This is a genomic window from Gordonia abscondita, assembly GCF_032711245.1.
Taxonomy (GTDB): Bacteria; Actinomycetota; Actinomycetes; order Mycobacteriales; family Mycobacteriaceae; genus Gordonia.
In genome coordinates this window covers 1,840,537-1,857,842 of sequence record NZ_CP128986.1, presented here as the reverse complement: position 1 = coordinate 1,857,842, position 17,306 = coordinate 1,840,537, and the positions used below count along the sequence as shown (strand labels likewise).

At 64.5% G+C, this 17,306-nt stretch carries 15 protein-coding genes and 1 riboswitch; of the genes, 3 read left to right on the top strand and 12 right to left on the bottom strand.

Going from position 1 to position 17,306, the window contains the following annotated elements:
• Window positions 1-81: 81 nt before the first annotated feature.
• Window positions 82-193, top strand: a riboswitch (TPP riboswitch).
• Together thiC and thiD are read left to right on the top strand one after the other, a co-directional pair.
• Window positions 187-1,869, top strand: coding sequence for a phosphomethylpyrimidine synthase ThiC (gene thiC / locus MP11Mi_RS08730; protein ID WP_420041887.1), 1,683 nt, complete (start codon window positions 187-189; stop codon window positions 1,867-1,869). It overlaps the preceding riboswitch by 7 nt.
• Entirely contained in the window at window positions 1,866-2,714 is an 849-nt protein-coding gene (gene thiD / locus MP11Mi_RS08725; RefSeq protein WP_420041886.1) for a bifunctional hydroxymethylpyrimidine kinase/phosphomethylpyrimidine kinase, read from the top strand. Before thiC ends, thiD begins: the two co-directional genes overlap by 4 nt.
• Here the strand turns inward: thiD and MP11Mi_RS08720 are convergent.
• The 10 genes from MP11Mi_RS08720 to MP11Mi_RS08675 all read right to left on the bottom strand — a co-directional run bounded on the left by MP11Mi_RS08720 (window position 2,689) and on the right by MP11Mi_RS08675 (window position 14,271).
• Window positions 2,689-3,399: a hypothetical protein gene (locus MP11Mi_RS08720; protein WP_420041885.1), complete on the bottom strand. Its 711-nt coding sequence runs from the start codon at window positions 3,397-3,399 to the stop codon at window positions 2,689-2,691. The two genes, thiD and MP11Mi_RS08720, sit on opposite strands and share 26 nt — an antisense overlap.
• A 72-nt stretch (window positions 3,400-3,471) precedes the next feature.
• On the bottom strand, window positions 3,472-4,851 hold the full coding sequence (locus tag MP11Mi_RS08715; RefSeq protein WP_420041884.1) for a glutamate decarboxylase: 1,380 nt from the start codon (window positions 4,849-4,851) through the stop codon (window positions 3,472-3,474).
• A 75-nt stretch (window positions 4,852-4,926) separates the two neighbouring features.
• Window positions 4,927-6,801, bottom strand: coding sequence for a YhgE/Pip domain-containing protein (locus tag MP11Mi_RS08710; RefSeq protein ID WP_420042049.1), 1,875 nt, complete (start codon window positions 6,799-6,801; stop codon window positions 4,927-4,929).
• Between the two features lie 2 nt (window positions 6,802-6,803).
• Complete coding sequence (locus tag MP11Mi_RS08705) at window positions 6,804-7,532, bottom strand: ATP-binding cassette domain-containing protein (protein WP_420042048.1); 729 nt, start codon at window positions 7,530-7,532, stop codon at window positions 6,804-6,806.
• A gap of 42 nt (window positions 7,533-7,574) precedes the next feature.
• The gene (locus MP11Mi_RS08700; protein WP_420041883.1) at window positions 7,575-8,849 is read right to left on the bottom strand and encodes a metal-dependent hydrolase family protein; all 1,275 of its coding nucleotides are present in this window, start codon (window positions 8,847-8,849) and stop codon (window positions 7,575-7,577) included.
• Between the two features lie 653 nt (window positions 8,850-9,502).
• Window positions 9,503-10,723 carry an acyl-CoA dehydrogenase family protein gene (locus tag MP11Mi_RS08695; RefSeq protein ID WP_420041882.1) on the bottom strand — a complete coding sequence of 407 codons (1,221 nt, stop codon included), beginning with the start codon at window positions 10,721-10,723 and terminating at the stop codon, window positions 9,503-9,505.
• 1 nt (window position 10,724) lies between these two features.
• A complete protein-coding gene (locus MP11Mi_RS08690; RefSeq protein WP_420041881.1) occupies window positions 10,725-11,741 on the bottom strand; it encodes a phosphotransferase family protein in 1,017 nt (338 codons plus the stop codon).
• Complete coding sequence (locus MP11Mi_RS08685) at window positions 11,741-12,193, bottom strand: MaoC family dehydratase (RefSeq protein WP_420041880.1); 453 nt, start codon at window positions 12,191-12,193, stop codon at window positions 11,741-11,743. The genes MP11Mi_RS08690 and MP11Mi_RS08685 overlap by 1 nt, the downstream gene beginning before the upstream one ends.
• A gap of 70 nt (window positions 12,194-12,263) precedes the next feature.
• On the bottom strand, window positions 12,264-13,019 hold the full coding sequence (locus tag MP11Mi_RS08680; protein WP_420041879.1) for an SDR family oxidoreductase: 756 nt from the start codon (window positions 13,017-13,019) through the stop codon (window positions 12,264-12,266).
• A gap of 187 nt (window positions 13,020-13,206) precedes the next feature.
• Entirely contained in the window at window positions 13,207-14,271 is a 1,065-nt protein-coding gene (locus MP11Mi_RS08675) for an AraC family transcriptional regulator (RefSeq protein WP_420041878.1), read from the bottom strand.
• Window positions 14,272-14,482: 211 nt separating this feature from the next.
• Between MP11Mi_RS08675 and MP11Mi_RS08670 the strand changes: the two genes are divergently transcribed.
• A complete protein-coding gene (locus MP11Mi_RS08670; RefSeq protein WP_420041877.1) occupies window positions 14,483-14,998 on the top strand; it encodes a hypothetical protein in 516 nt (171 codons plus the stop codon).
• 8 nt (window positions 14,999-15,006) lie between these two features.
• Here the strand turns inward: MP11Mi_RS08670 and fgd are convergent, their stop codons facing one another.
• Both fgd and MP11Mi_RS08660 read right to left on the bottom strand, forming a co-directional pair.
• Window positions 15,007-16,017: a glucose-6-phosphate dehydrogenase (coenzyme-F420) gene (fgd, locus tag MP11Mi_RS08665; RefSeq protein ID WP_420041876.1), complete on the bottom strand. Its 1,011-nt coding sequence runs from the start codon at window positions 16,015-16,017 to the stop codon at window positions 15,007-15,009.
• Window positions 16,018-16,053: 36 nt separating this feature from the next.
• Entirely contained in the window at window positions 16,054-17,235 is a 1,182-nt protein-coding gene (locus MP11Mi_RS08660) for an acyl-CoA dehydrogenase family protein (protein WP_420041875.1), read from the bottom strand.
• Between the last annotated feature and the right edge of the window lie 71 nt (window positions 17,236-17,306).

Here is a 17,306-nt window from a genome sequence, read left to right as displayed (position 1 = left end):
GGTTCGGTGTGGTTGGAACAACGCCGGACGTTGGGACTAAGGTGGCCAACGTACGTCGGCCATCTGGTCGGCGTGCCACACAATTACACACGCGGGGGCTCTCACGATCCGAGGGCTGAGATGGCGAATGGCGATCGCTGACCGCTCGAACCTGTCCGGGTAATGCCGGCGTAGGGAGGAGATGTCATGGGTACACCTGTGTCCGGAAAAGCCGTCACGACGTCAAACAATAGCGTCACGACGGGTCCGATCGAGGGCAGCACCAAACACTATCTGCAGGTAGATGGACTGCGCGTTCCGCAACGCCGCGTCAATCTGACCAACGGCGAACACCTCGACCTGTACGACACGTCCGGCCCGTACACCGATGCCACTGCGGAGATAGACGTCGAGCGCGGACTTCCCGCGACGCGCGACGAATGGCCCCGCCCCGAGCCGATAGACGGTGCGGCGACCCAACTCGCGTGGGCGCGCGCCGGGGTCGTGACCTCGGAGATGACGTACATCGCGGCCCGCGAGGGTGTCGACGTCGAACTGGTGCGCAGTGAAGTCGCAGCGGGACGGGCCGTGATCCCAGCCAACCACCGCCATCCCGAATCCGAGCCGATGATCATCGGCAAGGCTTTCACGGTGAAAGTGAATGCCAACATCGGCAATTCGGCCGTCTCCTCGTCGATCGGTGAAGAGGTCGAGAAGATGGTATGGGCTGCTCGGTGGGGAGCAGACACGATCATGGACTTGTCGACCGGCAAGGACATCCACGCGACGCGCGAGTGGATCATGCGGAACTCGCCGGTCCCGGTCGGCACCGTCCCCATCTATCAGGCGCTGGAGAAAGTCAACGGCGACCCCACGGCATTGACCTGGGAGATCTACCGCGACACCGTGATCGAGCAGGCTGAGCAGGGCGTCGACTACATGACCGTGCACGCGGGCGTGCTGCTGCGCTATGTGCCGCTGACCGCCAAACGCGTCACCGGCATCGTCTCGCGCGGCGGATCGATCATGGCCGCGTGGTGTCTGGCCCACCACACCGAGTCGTTCCTGTACACGCATTTCGACGAGCTGAGCGAAATCCTCGCCCGCTACGACATCACGTTCTCACTCGGCGACGGCCTGCGCCCCGGCTCGATCGCGGACGCCAACGACGAGGCGCAGTTCGCCGAGCTGCGAACCCTCGGCGAACTCACGACGCGCGCGAAGTCGTATGGCGTCCAGGTCATGATCGAAGGCCCCGGCCACGTGCCGATGCACAAGATCGTCGAAAACGTGAAGCTCGAAGAACAGTGGTGCGAGGAGGCTCCGTTTTACACACTCGGCCCGCTCGCCACCGACATCGCTCCGGCATACGACCACATCACGTCGGCTATCGGCGCAGCGATGATCGCACAGGCAGGCACCGCGATGCTCTGTTACGTGACCCCGAAAGAGCATCTCGGCCTGCCCAACCGCGACGACGTGAAGGTCGGCGTGATCACCTACAAGATCGCAGCGCACGCTGCCGACCTCGCCAAATGTCACCCGAGGGCACAGGAGCGCGACGACGCGTTGAGCCGGGCGCGATTCGAGTTCCGCTGGACCGATCAATTCAATCTGGCACTCGACCCCGACACGGCTCGCGAATACCACGACGAGACGATGCCCGCCGAGCCGGCGAAGACCGCACACTTCTGCTCGATGTGCGGACCGAAGTTCTGCTCGATGCGGATCTCCGCCGACGTGCGAGCGTACGCCGAGGAGAACAATCTGGTCACCGCCGAGGACATCGACCGCAAGATCGCCGAGGAGATGGCCGCGAAGTCGGACGAGTTCGCGGCGGCGGGAAACCACGTCTACCTGCCGATATCCGAATCGAGTCCGGCACAGTGACCGAACCGCGTCTGCTGCCGACAGCGGCTCCGGGACAGACACCGCTTCGCGTCATGACGATCGCCGGCTCCGATTCCGGCGGCGGCGCGGGTATCCAAGCCGACATGCGCACGTTCGCGCTGCTCGGACTGCACGCGTGCGTCGCGGTCACCGCGGTGACCGTACAGAACACGCTGGGCGTCACCGGGATCGCACCGATTCCACCGGAGACGGTCGCGGCGCAGATGCGGTCGGTGGTCCCCGACATCGGTGTCGGCGCGGTCAAGACGGGCATGCTCGCGTCCGCGCCGATCATCGAGGCGATCGCCGATACGTGCGGCGAACTCGACATCGGCGGCGGGCGCGGTGTCGCGCTCGTCGTCGACCCGGTCTGCGCGTCGATGCACGGCGACCCCCTCCTGACCGCTGACGCCCTCGACACCCTGATCCGGCGGATGATCCCGTTGGCCGACGTCGTTACGCCGAATCTCGACGAGGTCCGGCTGATCACCGGAATCGACGTCGTCGACGCCGCGACTCAACGAGACGCTGCACGCGCGCTCCGCGACCTCGGGGCCCGGTGGGCTCTGGTGAAGGGCGGACATCTGCGCGATAGCGAACTGAGCCCGGACCTACTCTTCGACGGCGACCAGTTCATCTCGTTGGACCTGCCGCGGGTCAACACCCCGCACGACCACGGCGCGGGCGACACCCTGGCCGCCGCCTTATGCGGCGCGTTGGCCCACGGCTACGAGGTGCCCGACGCCGTCGACTTCGCGAAGGCATGGGTCACCAAGGGACTGCAGTCGGCGTACCCGCTGGGTGCGGGCCACGGACCCGTCAACCCGCTCTGGCGGCTGGGGTGAGTGGTTGGCCATGATCGGCGGAGTCGCCGCGAGTCCACGCAAGGGCGGCGACCACGACTGCCGACGCCGCGAAGAAGCACAGCGCACCTACGAAGGTGCCGTAGTTGCCAAGCGTCGCGTCGGCGGTGGTCCCGGACCTATTGACGAACGATCCGACCGCGGCGACGCCGAAGGCGATGCACCCGATCATGTTGATCTGTCCCGACCACCAGTCGACGCTGGTCGGCGCCCACACCCTGCCGGTCGACCTGGTGAAGGCGACTAGGACGAAGAACCCGCTGACGAGGAACGCCACCGAGCCGCCCGCGTCCGGGTTCCACACCAAATGCTGCTCGCCGCGGACTGTGTGCACCTGGAGGGCCGTCGTCGTACTCACGTTGAACAAGAGGGTTCCGAAAAACTGGGTGGATGCGGCGAGCCACTCCGCCCGGAACATGACACCGGTCCCGTAGGAGACGGGACCGGTGCGCGCTCCGCTCAACACGAGTTGGATGAATGCGGCGCCGGTAAAGAACCAGGCACCAACGAAGTAGCTGAAGTTCGCTGCATCCGATCCGGCCCAGCTCCCGAATCCCGGAGCTGAGCCGAGGGCGAACAGCGATGAACCGATCATGAAGCCGACGCACTGTTTCGTCAGCGTCGGCTTCAGTGCACGGACTGTCCGCACCGTGTCGTCCACGCTCATGCATACCCTTTCCAGTCAAAGGCGACGTCCCGGACTCCGTTGACACACAGGGTCCGGGACGTCTCGTTCAGGTCAGTGGTGGAACGCAGCCTTCTGGCCCTCGTGCGGCATCGGGCCGCTGAGCTTCTCCAGGAAGTCGACCTCAGTGCGCAGGTCTCTCAGCAAAGCGTTAGCGAGGTCCATGCTCAGCCCCGCACGGACCACGATGCGCTGCACAGTCACCTCGGCCAGGTTGTCGGCGAGCGGGTAAGCCGGCACCTGCCAGCCCTTCATACGCAGGCGATCCTGCAAGTCGTAGAGGGTCCACGTGTCGGTGTACCCCGGCTTCATGCGCCACGCGAAGACCGGAATGGTGTCGCCCTTGCTCACGAGTTCGAACGGCCCGAGCTCGGCGATCGTCGACGACAGATGCTGTGCCACGTTCAACGAACCCTGCTGCACCGCCCGGTAGCCTTCGCGGCCCAGACGCAGGAACTGGTAGTACTGCAGCAATACCTGCGAGCCGGGACGCGAGAAGTTGAGCGCCAGGGTCGGCATGTCGCCACCGAGGTACGCGCAATGGAAGATCATGCTCTCCGGCAGGGCTTCCTTGTCACGCCACACGATCCAACCGACGCCCGGGTACACCAAGCCGAACTTGTGCCCGGACGTGCTGATCGACGCGACCCGGTCGATGCGGAAGTCCCATTCCAGGTCGGGCTGACAGAACGGAGCGATCATCGCACCTGACGCTCCGTCGATGTGGATGTTCACGTCCAGGCCGGTGTCGCTCTGGATCTGGTCGAGCTTGGCAGCGATCTCCTTCACCGGCTCGTATGCACCGGTGTACGTCTGTCCCATGATCGCGACGACGCCGATCGTGTTCTCGTCGACGTACTTCTCCAGGTCGTGACCGTCGAGGAACAGATGGTCCTCGGTGATCGGCACCCAGCGGGGCTCGACCTCGAAGTAGTTGCAGAACTTCTCCCAGCACACCTGCACGGCCGTCGACAGCACGATGTTCGGGCTCTCCGTCGACTTGCCCTCGGCCTTCCGGCGACCCTGCCAGCGGCGTTTGAGTGCCAGACCGCCCAGCATGCAGGCCTCCGACGAACCGATCGTGGAGGTACCGATGGCTTGTTCGACGTCCGGGTTGTGCCAGAGATTGCCCAGGATCCGCCAGCAACGGTCTTCGATCTCGGCGGTCGCCGGGTACTCGTCCTTGTCGATCATGTTCTTGTCGACAGTCTGCGCGTACAGGAGCTTGGCTTCCTTGTCCATGTACGTCGAGACGAAGGTGGCCAGGTTGAGCCGCGAATTGCCGTCGAGCATCGCCTGATCGTGGACGATCTGGTACGCGGTGCTCGGGAGCATCATCTCGTCCGGGAGTTCATGGCGCGGCAGAGAGGTCGTCTCGCCGTTCCTGTCGAAGACCGGACTGAGTTCCATGAGGTCAGACTCGTTGTTGGGCATGTGTTGTCTCCTTTTTCTCGAGCGGTTGTGGGTAGGGCCCGCCGAACAGGACCGGGTCGGCGCGATCTCTGCAGGTCACACTTCGACCGGCGGATAGAGCCGGTCCATGGTGTACTGCCTGTTCCGTCGGGCCGCGACGACGGAGACTGACAGGAAGATGACGGTGAGGCAGCTCAGGACGGCGAGCGCCACCCAGAATCGGTAGTCCACCCCGCCCATGATCATCTGTCTCAACCCGTTGACCGTGTAGGTCATCGGGTCCACCCAGTGGATGTATTGGAACGGTTTGGTCGTCGTCTCCACCGGATAGATGCCACCGGCCGATGTCAGTTGGATCATCAGGAACGCCAGCGTCACGACTCGTCCGACTGCTGGCCCGAATAGTGCGTTGAACATCTGTATCAGTGCCAGGAACGTCGCGACCACCAAAAGCATGAACAAGAATGTTCCGGCCACGTGCACGGGTCGCAGCCCCACGGCAAGCACGGTGACCCCGAAGAGGATCGCCGCTTGCAGCGCGCCGACTCCGAAAGTCGGCGCGTACGACGCCAGCACCGCACGTACCGAGTTGAGTCCCTGAGCGATCGGCCTCGACTGCAGCGGAGTGAACAGCATCCACGCGATGATTCCGCCGACGAACAACGCGAGAGAGAAGAAGAACGGTGCGAAACCGGTGCCGAAGGTCCCGGCCTCATTCTCGTACTTCTCGGACAGGAACACCGGCTGTGACAGCGTCTTCGCCAGCGCGTCCTGCTGCTCTTTGTTCCACTTCGGGATGGCCTTGCTCGCTTCGTCGAGCCCACCCGCGAGCTGGTGAGCGCCGCCCGCGAGCTTTTTGGTTCCGGCCGCTAGTTCGCCGGAGGCCGAGCTCAATTCGGTTGCGGCGCCGCGTGCCTTCTCGATGTCAGCATGCAGGCCACCGCTCTCGGCGAGAGCCAGAAGCGAGTTCACCTGGCTGCCCGGGGTGGTCATCGCTGCCGACAGCTTCTGAGAGTCACTGAGCAGCGCGGTGGCGGCATTGTTCGCGTCCGGGCCGAGGCCACGGTTCGCCAGCGCGTCTTTCGCAGGGGTCAGCGATCGAGCGAGCGCACGCATCGCAGGGTCAGGACTGCTCGCCATACCGCTGATGGCGCGGTCGAGCGCGGTGTACCCGCGCGACTGCGTTGCGGCTGCCCCGCCCACAATCTCGTTGATCGTCTCAGCGCCCTGGCTGACTCGGGTAGCTGTCGCCTTCACCTCGGCGGGGCTGAGACCGCCGGAGCCGCTGGTGGCCGCCAGGACCGGGTCGGTCGCCTTGATGACTACGCCCGACAGTTCGTCGAGCGCGCCGGACAATTCGTGCGCGCCGGTGTTCGCGGTGTCCAAACCGGTCGCGAGTTCGTTTGCGCCGTCGACGGCCTTCGTCACCTGCGGCAGCATGCTGCCGACCTCTTTGAACGCGATATCGAATGTCTGGGTTCCGACCTGCGACGCGACCTGCGAGACGACTTGTTGCGCGGCGTCGCCGCCGAGCACGGATGCGAGGTAGTTGTTCGCATCGTCGTAGGTGAAGATCAGTGGAGCCGACCGAGGTTTCCCGGTGGTCGGCGACACGACCGCCTCACTGAAATCCTTCGGCAGCGTGATCGAGAAGTAGTACTTGCCGTGTGCGACGCCATCCGCGGCTTCCGACTCGGAAACAACGTTCAGATCGAGCTGTTTCGACGCGACGAGCCCCTGCACGACCTGTTCGCCCGCCGCGAGCGGCTTGCCGTCGAGGGTGGCACCGGTGTCCAGGTTGACCAGCGCGATCGGCATCTTATTGACCTCGTTGAACGGGTTCCAAAACGCCCAGAGGTAAAGCGCGCCGTACATGAGCGGCATCAGGATGATGACAGCCAGTGCCAGGCGAGGCATCCGTCCGCGGTAGTACCGCTTGAAGTCGCTGCCTGGGGAAAACGCGGCGAGCATCTTCATCGGATCTGGTCCTCACGTTCGAGACGGACAAACTCGTCGTCGGTCAAGTTGGGTACATGGATGACGTCGCGGATACCGGGCTGGGGCCGGACGCCGTTGACATCCGCGGTGATGACTGTCTGGTCTTGCCCGAGCACGACGAGTCGCTCAACCAGCAGGCGACTGCTGTCGTCACTCGACAGCTTGTCGACGCCCCCGACTACCAGAATTTCCGGACGGCGAATGTTGGCCATCGCTATGCGGAAGAGCGCCGCGGTGAGCTGCGGCAGCTCCTCGACGTACGCGTCGAGTGACGGCAGTGCCAGTTGCCCGAATATCGGGCGGCACAGGCGTTCGAGGTCCTCCTGTGTGGACTGGCCGACGAACTTGTACCAGGGCGCCGTCCATCGAATCTGTTCGGTGAGGACGTCGTGGACCCGGATCGTCTGTTCGATACCGTCCACCTCGTCGACGAACCCGAGGGCAGCCCTCGTGAACAGGTGACGCGCGTTGTTGCGCTGACCGAACGACTCGAGGACGCCCGAGGTCGGCTTCATCCGGCCGGCGAGGGTGAGGAGCAGCGCCGTGCGGCCGCGCCCGCCCGCACCGACGAGGACGGTGAGTCCGCCTCGGCGGACGCGCAAGTCCACCGGGCCGTAGATCTGTCCCCACGATGCGCGGACGCCTATGCCCTGCGCGTCGAGCAAGACGTCCTCGGTCCCGGCTGCGTATTCAGTGACCGCCATGTCGGGGTACAACGGGGCGGGAATTGGTTCTGTCATTGTGTCCTACAACTCGTTCTTGACGACGACACCGTTTTTGACGATGACTTTGAGTCGCTCGTCCGGTTTGCCGATGATCGACAGGTCGGCGATCGGGTCGCCGTCGAAAAGCAACATATCGGCCCACGACCCTTCAGCGATCGTGCCGAGCTGGTGTGCGGCGTATGGGTTGCGCGGACCTGCCATCGCGAACAGTTCCGCGTTGCCCGAGGTCAGCATCTTGAGTGCGTCCACGTTGGTGTAAAACTCGCCGAGTCGTGCGGCCATCTCGCTCTGCTTCGGTGCCGACGCGGGCTCCAACAGCAGGTCGGTACCCCACGCTGTCTTCACCCCGTGCTTGCGCGCCCAGCCGTAGACCGCGTCGGTGCCGTTGCAAATCTGCACGTTCTTCGCCGATCGGCCCGGATCCGGGTACGAATGGTCGTGCTCGGCGAACGGCTGCATGGACAGCCAGATCCCCTTTTCTGCGATCAGTGCGACGGTGTCCTCATCGGCGAGGTGACCATGCTCGATGGACCGCACGCCCGCATCGATCGCCCGGCGAATCCCCTCCACTGTGTAGACGTGGGTAGCTACGTACGTGCCGTAGTCGGCTGCTGCTTCGACGGCAGCTCGGATCTCGTCTGTCGTGTACTGGAGCGTATTCAGCGGGTCGTACATCGACGCGGCCCCGCCGCCGACGGTCAGCTTGATCTGAGTCGCGCCCTTGCGCAGTTGCTCACGTACTGCCGTCAACACTTTCGCCGCACCGTCCGCGACGCGCGTGAATCCGATCTCCTCCGTCCGGCTCGGGCCGCCGCCGAACGCCTGTGGCGTCTGGTAGACGAACGCGAAGTCGGCGTGGCCGGATGTCTGCGAGATCATCGCTTGGCTCGGGAAGATGCGGGGGCCTTCGAACTGACCGCGATCGATCGCCGTCTTCACCGAAGCAAGGTCGCCACCCATGTCGCGGACCGTGGTGAACCCACGGTGCAGCATGGACTTCGCCTCGGCGAGGGTATTCACATAGAGCCCGCCCGTCGGCCCCATGATGAAGTCCATATAGCTGTTGGCGTTCCCCATCAGGTGGACATGAGCGTCGCTCATGCCAGGCATCAGGAAACGTCCACCGGCATCGATCACCGTGTCACCCTGCTGCTGCGCCACCGGTGAAGTCGACACCGCAGAAATAGTCGAACCCGAGAACACGACGTCCGCTCCGGCCACCGTCTGATCGTCTATTCCGTTGAACAGGTTGCAGTTACGAAGGACGGTCCGAGACCGACCAGGGGGCGTATCCATACGAGACAGCATAAACAAAAGTTCTTAAAAAATCGCATCCGAATGCAATCTCACAAAGCGCCTACTTGTTCGCTTGCAGACCCGTCACACGCTGCGGATATCGATCCGATCGCCATTTTGTAGGTCGTTCGAACTACACAGCTTTTATACTAAAATTCGCCACACGAGTAATGGACAACTACTACCTGTCGCAGTATTGCCCATAAATGGCACAGACTCGATTATCGATCGGTCCAGACAGTCGTCAAATCGCGAAAAAGAACCATCACTAACAAGCTTCGGCAGGCACTCCGAATCAAACCGCTCGCATTCGAATTCGGCAACCGCTCGCACAATCGGGGAACCCGATAGCCTCGGGACCGGTCGTCGACGGCGACCATCCCGCTGAGGCGACCACCGATTCGGCACACCTATCGGCGTACGCCGCTCTACGGTGGGACTGCTTGGCGCGCGACACGACCCCAGTGCGTCGGTGTGCGCGGACTGGGGTCGTGAACTGATTGATGGAGTTGCGGCGCCGCTGGAGGCATATGACGCCGCGTCCCGGCCGAGAGATCGCCGAGCCTACTCAGCAGCAGTGGGACGCTTCACTTGCGCGCATCGCCCACCGCGGTGCGAGCGCGGCGGGCGAGCGAAACCGCGGCGCCGACCGACTAGCGGTCGGCTCGCTTCCGTAGTTCGGCCTTGGCGAGAGAGTTCTTATGGACTTCGTCCGGGCCGTCAGCGAAGCGGAGGGTGCGGATGCCCGCGTAGGCCTCGGCTAGCGGGAAGTCCTGGGAGAGTCCGCCGGCACCGTGCACCTGGATCGCCTTGTCCAGGATCCACTGGACGGTCTTCGGGGTGACGATCTTGATCGCCTGGATCTCGCCGTGCGCCCCCTTGTTGCCGACGGTGTCCATCAGCCAGGCCGTCTTGAGGATCAGCAGACGAAGCTGTTCGATCCGCACTCGCGACTCGGCGATCCAATCGCGGATGACACCTTGGTCAGCGAGCGGTCGGCCGAATGCCACGCGTCCCGACGCGCGGTCGCACATCAACTCGATCGCGCGCTCGGCCAGACCGATCGCACGCATGCAGTGATGGATGCGTCCCGGCCCGAGACGGGCCTGTGCGATCGCGAAGCCGTCGCCCTCGTTGGCGATCACATTGGTGATCGGCACGCGGACATCAGTGAACCTCATCTCCGCGTGGCCGCCGTGACTGTGGTCGTCGTACCCGAACACCTCCATACCTCGGACGATCTCGAGGCCTGGAGTGTCGCGCGGGACGAGGACCTGCGACTGCTGTCGATGCCGCGGAGCCTCGGGGTCGGTCTTGCCCATCACGATGAAGATCTTCGCGTTGGGGTTCATCGCCCCGGTAATCCACCACTTTCGGCCATTGATGACGTAGTCGTCGCCGTCACGCCGGATGGACAGTTCGATGTTGGTGGCATCAGAACTCGCGACATCCGGCTCGGTCATCGCGAACGCTGACCGGATGGTTCCGTCGAGCAGCGGCTGCAACCACTCGGCCTGTTGTGCGGACGTGCCAAATTCGTTGAGGACCTCCATGTTGCCGGTGTCCGGCGCTGCACAGTTGAAGACCGCTGGCGCCAGCTGGGAACTCCGACCAGTGATCTCAGCAAGGGGGGCGTACTGCAGATTAGTCAGACCCGCACCGTTCTCGCCGGGCAGGAAGAGGTTCCAATACCCCCGCGCCCGCGCTTCGGTGCGCAGCTCGCTGAGTACCGGAACGCTGTCCCACGCCCACCTGTTGTCCAGCGCAGCCAGTTGGTCACCGAACACTCTCTCGGCCGGGTAGACGTGACTGTCCATGAAGGCGTTGACGCCGTCGATCAGTTCACGGGTCTTCTCGTCGAATCCGAAATCCATGTCAGTTCTCCCTCAACGCGGCGATGCCCGCGTCCAATAGTCCGAACACTCCGTCGCCGAGCTGCGCGAAACCGTCTCCGACGGTCTGCCCGTTCGCGAACCGGTAGTGGATACCCTCGACGATCCCCGCCAGTTTGAAGCAGCCGAGAGCGACGTAGAAGCCGAGTTCACCGAGATCGCGATCACTGCCCGCCGCGTACCGTTCGATGATCTCCTGCTCGGTCAGGTATCCCGGTGCCTCTGTGGCGTCTGCGACCGCGCCCGGCGTGACCTGTGCGAGACGCCCGTAGATGAGCATGAGCGCCAGATCGGTGAGCGAATCGCCGATCGTCGACAACTCCCAGTCGACGACGGCCCCCATCTCGTCTTGCGGGGTCACCAGGACGTTGTCTAGACGGTAATCGCCGTGCACGATCCCTGGCGCGCTGTCGGCGGGCACCCGGTCGGACAGCATCGCGTACAGGGTCTCCATCGACGGAAGGTCTCGCGTGTGCGCGGCCGCGAATTGTTTGCGCCACCGTTCCACCTGACGGCCGAGGAACCCTTCGGGACGACCGGCGTCCGCCAGGCCAACTTCCGCGGGATCCACCCGGTGCAGGTCGACGAGAGTGTCGACGAGCCGTTCGGAGATCGCGCGCGTGCGCTCCGGCCCGAGGGCGCCGAGCTCGTCCTTCGACCGGTACGGCACCCCGTCGATTTCAGACATCACATAAAACGGCGCGCCGAGTACCTCGACGTCCTCGCACATCGCGTACATCGCCGGCACCGGTACCGCGGTCGGCTGCAGCGCCGACATCATTCGGTACTCGCGCCCCATGTCGTGCGCGGTCGCCAACAAGCGGCCTACCGGCGGCCGACGCAGGATCCACGACGATGAGCCGTCGGTGACGCGGTACGTCAGATTCGACTTGCCGCCCGCGATCAACGTCGCCGCCAGGTCTGAACCCGCACCGTCGACGTGCCTCGGCAACCAGTCACCGAGGACCGCGAGATCGAGTCCGGGGTGTTCCTGCGTCATCAGAACGCCATCACCGACACGGTTTCGGCGACGCAGGAGGGCTTGTCGGAGCCCTCACGTTCGACAGTCACCCGGTTCACCACCTGCAGGCCCGCTCCGGTCGCGGTCACCGACACGACTTCCACGCCTGCGCGCACGCGTGAACCGACGGGCACCGGCGACGGGAAGCGCACCTTATTGCTGCCGTAGTTGACGCCCATCGTCGTGCCCTCGACCGAGTAGACCTGCCCCGACAGCATCGGAATCAGCGACAACGTCAGATATCCGTGCGCGATGGTCGATCCGAACGGTCCGGCGGCAGCCCGCTCCGGATCGACATGAATCCACTGGTGATCGCCGGTCGCCTCCGCGAAGCGGTCGATGCGCTCCTGGTCGATCTGCAGCCAGTCGGAGTATCCGAGGTGGGTGCCGACCGCTGCTTCGAGTTCGGCCCGGCCGTTCAGGATCTTCATCTTCTCTCCTCTGCGATCACATGGTGGCAAGGGCGGTCGTGCAAGTGCGGTGCTGCAAGTGCATCGGTTCTCAGTCCTTGGGCCCACCCGCGACGTACAGCACCTGCCCGGAGACGAAGCCTGCGCCCTCGCTCGCATAGAAGCTCACGGCATGGGCGATGTCGGCGGGTTCGCCGACCCGCTGCACGGGGATCTCCTTGGCCATCGCCGACTTGAAGTCGTCGAACGTGACGCCGATGCGCTCGGCCGTCGCCGCCGTCATGTCGGTGGCGATGAAGCCCGGGGCGATCGCGTTCGCGGTGACACCGAAACGTCCGAGTTCTAGGGCGAGGGTCTTGGTGAAGCCCTGCATGCCGGCCTTGGCCGCCGAGTAGTTGGCTTGGCCACGGTTGCCGAGAGCCGATGTCGACGACAGGTTGACGATGCGACCCCAGCCCTCCTTCGTCTGGTAGTTCTGTACCTCGCGCGCCATCAGGAACGCACCGCGCAGGTGAACGCCCATGACCGCGTCCCAGTCGGAGACGGTCATCTTGAACAGCAGGTTGTCGCGGATGATCCCCGCATTGTTGACGAGGATCGTCGGTGCACCCAACTCGGCCGCGACACGGCTGACCGCTGTTTCAACGGCGACCTCGTCGGAGACGTCCGCACCGACGGCGAGTGCACTGCCACCTGCCGCGACGATCTCGTCGACGACACTCTGGCATGCGGATTCGTCGAGGTCGAGGACCGCGACGGCATGGCCGTCTGATGCGAGACGGCGAGCGACTTCCGCGCCGATTCCGCGAGCTGCTCCGGTGACGATGGCTGTCCGCTGAATGGTCATGAACTCTCCCTGTAGAACTGGTTGCCGACGATCACATGATCCACGCGTCAGCTCGCCGTCGCAGCAGTTTTCCCGACAGCCCGACCACGAGTGCACACCACAGACCGAGTAAGCGATCGCTTATTTTTCCATCGACCACTATGCCCCAGGGTGTGACCCTGGTCAACAGTCGGACGCGCTGAGCGGGTCAGCGCGCGACACTCTGGCGGTACTCGACGGGGCCGATGCCATAGCGCGTCTTGAACCTATTACGGAAGGTCGCTACCGAGCCGAATCCGCACGCCGCCGATATGCTACTGACCGGCAGCCACGGATTGGCACCGAGCATCTCGCGTGCAGTCTCGACTCGTGCGTCCGCGATCCGCGTAGCCAATGACCGGCCACTGTTCTCGAAGAGTCGATACAACTGACGTCGCGACAGATGGAGTTCAGCGGCGATACTGTCCGGCGTGAAGTCAGGATCACGATGCCGGCGCGCGATCAACTCGAGCGCCGACTGGTTGTTGAACAACACGTCATCCTGCAAGCGGTACCCCTCGTCGGAGGCCAGTTCAGCCAACGCTGCGGTGATGAGGTCGACCGCCGCGAGCTCCGCGTCTGCCGACGGCAAGGGCACGTCGGCGGCTGCGGTGTCAGCGGCGAATCGCCGCACGAACCCGGCAGCGGCCCCGGAGAGCAGGGTCGGCTTGTTGGTAGGCCGACCCCGCCGCTCGGCGAGGGCCCGATGTCTGCCGAGCATGGCCAGCGGGATCGCCAGCCCCGACGGGTCAGTCACGTTGGCGGCGCTCTGCAGGAAGGGACTCGCCGTCGAGACGAACATCAGGTCGCCCGCCGAGTACGCATGCTCCTTTCCGTCCTGACGGAGGACGGTCCGGCCACGCATCGAGGTGACCGTGACCAACAGCAACTCGTACGGATCGGTCCGGACGCGTTCGGCCGTCCGTGCGATCCGGGCAGGCGGGTACAGCGCGCAGAACGTTGCAGTGGTCGACAGTTCACGCTCGAACCGGACGGCACTGAACCGGTCGATGTCGCGCGGAATCATATCGACTCCGCCTTGCCACTCCTGCACGCCTGTCGCACCGAAAAAGCGCGACGGGTGGGCGAGTCGATGCCGGTCCACACCGAGTCGCGACTCCCAGGCCGCGATCATGCGTGGGGTGAGCTGGACTCCGGTGTCATCCGTGGGCTCGCGGAGCGCATTCAGCCCGCCGAGGCCAGGGCGGGTGGGCGCATAGTTCAACGTCGTCATTTGACCTCGATCAATCTTTCGTCACGATCAGAAGTCGGCTAGGGGAGGGAGCCGAGGCAAAAGTGCCAAAGCCGACTTTACTCCGACCGGGCGAGTGTCAAGCGCGCTATTCACCAAAATCCAGATCGTTGAGTCAGACTTCAGCACGCTAAAGTGAACGCGCACACAACTCTCCGAGAACCGATTTCCGCCCCGTACTAGGAGCAGACCGTTGACCCAACCGCCGCCCCCGCACACTCCCAACGAGCCCGGGAACAGCGGCGATGACCTCCCTCGCGAGCAGTCGGCGCCCAACGACATGACGCAGACGCCGTACGGCGCGATCCCGAACGACCTCTACAGCGGTTCACCGGCCGCCGCCACGGCCGCAGCAGGTGCGAGCGCGGCGGCGCGGCGTATGCAGATCATCGCGGCCGTCGCCTGTGCGGCAGCCGCAATCGTGATCATCTCGTTCTTCATCGTCGGCAACAAGGGCGGCAGCAAGGCGCCCGCACACCCCGTGACCAGCGTCGTCACCCAGACAGAGACCGAAAACGGCGACGCCAGCACCGTCACCAAGACGACGACGGCGACCGCGACGGCGACCCGCGAGAACACGGCGACCGAGCACCAGACCGGGACGCGGACGGTCACGGACACCGTGACGCGGACCCGGACGGAGACCGAGACGACAACCGAGACCGAGACCGCGCCAGCCGAAACCACCGGTGCGAGTGCGAGCAGTTAACTGATCGTCTACCCCAGGCTGCGGAGCGCCGGTACGACGTCCTCGGTGAACGCTTCGAGGAACCGTCGCTGGTCGGCTCCCGGGTTGTGGAAGACCAGGTGGTTGAGGCCTGCGTCGAGGTACGGCTTGATCTGAGCGACAGCGTCGTCGGGGTTCGACGCGACGATCCACCGTTTCGCGACCTGTTCGATCGGCAGTTCGTCGGCCAGACGTTCCATCTCGACCGACGAGTTGACGCTGTGCTTCTGCTCCGGGGTGAGCGAGAGCGGAGCCCAGAATCGGGTCTGCTCGAGTGCGCGGTCCGGGTCACGGTCGTAGGAGATCTTGATCTCGATCATCCGGTCGATCGCGTCGAAGTCCCGCTCGACCTTCGCCGCGCCCTCCTTGACTGCCGGGATCAGCTTCTCGGTGTAGAGGTCCATGCCCTTGCCCGAAGTGCAGATGAAACCGTCGCCTGCCCGGCCCGCATAACGGGCGACGACCGGCCCGCCCGCGGCGATGTACACCGGGATCGGGTTCTCGGGGACGTCGTACATGTAGGCGTCCTGTGTCGAGTAGTAGTCGCCTTCGAAGTTCACTTTCTCGCCGGTCCACAGCTCTCGCATCAGACGGACCGCTTCGCGCAGCCGCGCGAAACGCTCCTTGAACTCGGGCCATTCACCGCGGAATCCGGTCGCGTACTCATTGAGAGCCTCGCCGGTGCCGACACCGAGCATGACGCGGTCGGGGAACAGGCAGCCCATCGTGGCGAACGCCTGCGCGATCACCGCAGGGTTGTAGCGGAACGTCGGGGTCAGGACCGATGTCCCCATCTGCAGTCGTTCGGTCCGTTCGCCGACTGCCGCCATCCAGGCAAGCGAGAACGGCGCGTGTCCGCCGTTGTGGCGCCACGGCTGAAAGTGGTCACTGACGGTCACCGAGTCCAAGCCGAACTCTTCGGCGGCGACACCGAGTTCAACGAGGTCACGGGGTCCGAACTGTTCGGCCGAAGCCTTCAATCCGAGTTTGAGCGATGCCATGCTTCTCCTTCGATGTGGGTTTCTGGCGGCGACGCGTCAGCGGAAGGCGTCAAAACCGGTGAGCGCCTTGCCGATCATCAACTGATGCATCTCGCTGGTGCCCTCGTAGGTGAGGACCGACTCCAGGTTGTTCGCGTGGCGGATCACCGGGTATTCGAGCGTAATCCCGTTGGCGCCGAGAATCGTCCGACATTCGCGGGCGATGGCGATCGCCTCCCGGACGTTGTTGAGCTTGCCGAGACTGATCTGTTCGGGACGGATCGTCCCGGCGTCCTTCATCCGCCCGAGATGGACGGCGAGCAGGAACGCCTTGCCGACTTCCAGTGCCATATCGGCGAGTTTCGCTTGGGTGAGTTGGAATCCGCCGAGCGGCTTGTCGAACACTTCGCGTTCGTCGGCGTACCGGAGCGCCGTCTCGAGGCTGTCGCGCGCGGCGCCGACCGCACCGAACACGATGCCGAAACGCGCTTCGTTGAGGCAGCTGAGCGGGCCGCGGAGGCCTTCGACACCCGGCAGTACCGCGTCGGCGGGCAACCGGACGTCGTCCAGGACGAGTTCACCGGTCACCGAGGCGCGCAACGACATCTTGTGCTTGATCTCGTTAGCCGAGAACCCCGGAACGTCGGTGGGCACGACGAACCCTCGAATGCCGCGCGGGTCAGCGGGGTTGGTCTGTGCCCATACGACAGCGACATCGGCGACACTGCCGTTGGTGATCCACATCTTGGCGCCGTTGAGGATCCAGTCGTCACCGTCGCGGCGTGCGGTGGTGCGCATGCCCGCCGGGTTGGATCCGAAGTCGGGTTCGGTGAGTCCGAAACAGCCGATCGCCTCACCGCGTGCCATCGCGGGCAGCCACTGGTCCTTCTGCTCGTCGCTGCCGAACGCGTGGATCGCGAACATCGACAGCGAGCCTTGCACCGAGATGAAGCTGCGCAGACCGCTGTCGACCGCTTCGGCCTCCATGCACGCCAACCCGTACGCGGTGGCCGACGTCCCCGCGCAGCCGTAGCCCTCCAGATGCATACCGAACAGGCCCATTTCACCGAGTTCGAGGGCGAGCTCACGGACCGGGAGTGTGCCGTCCTCGAACCACCCCGCCACGTGCGGGCGCAGACGTTTGGCTCCGAACGCGGCGACGGTGTCGACGATGGATCGCTCGTCGTCGTCGAGCAGTCCCGCGAATCCGAACAGTTCGTCCACACTGCTGCGCGCCATACGTCGTCGTCTCCTCTTCCGGCGGTTAACCGCCGCTGTTCGAGTGTCGGTTCTCACCATACGACCGCCGC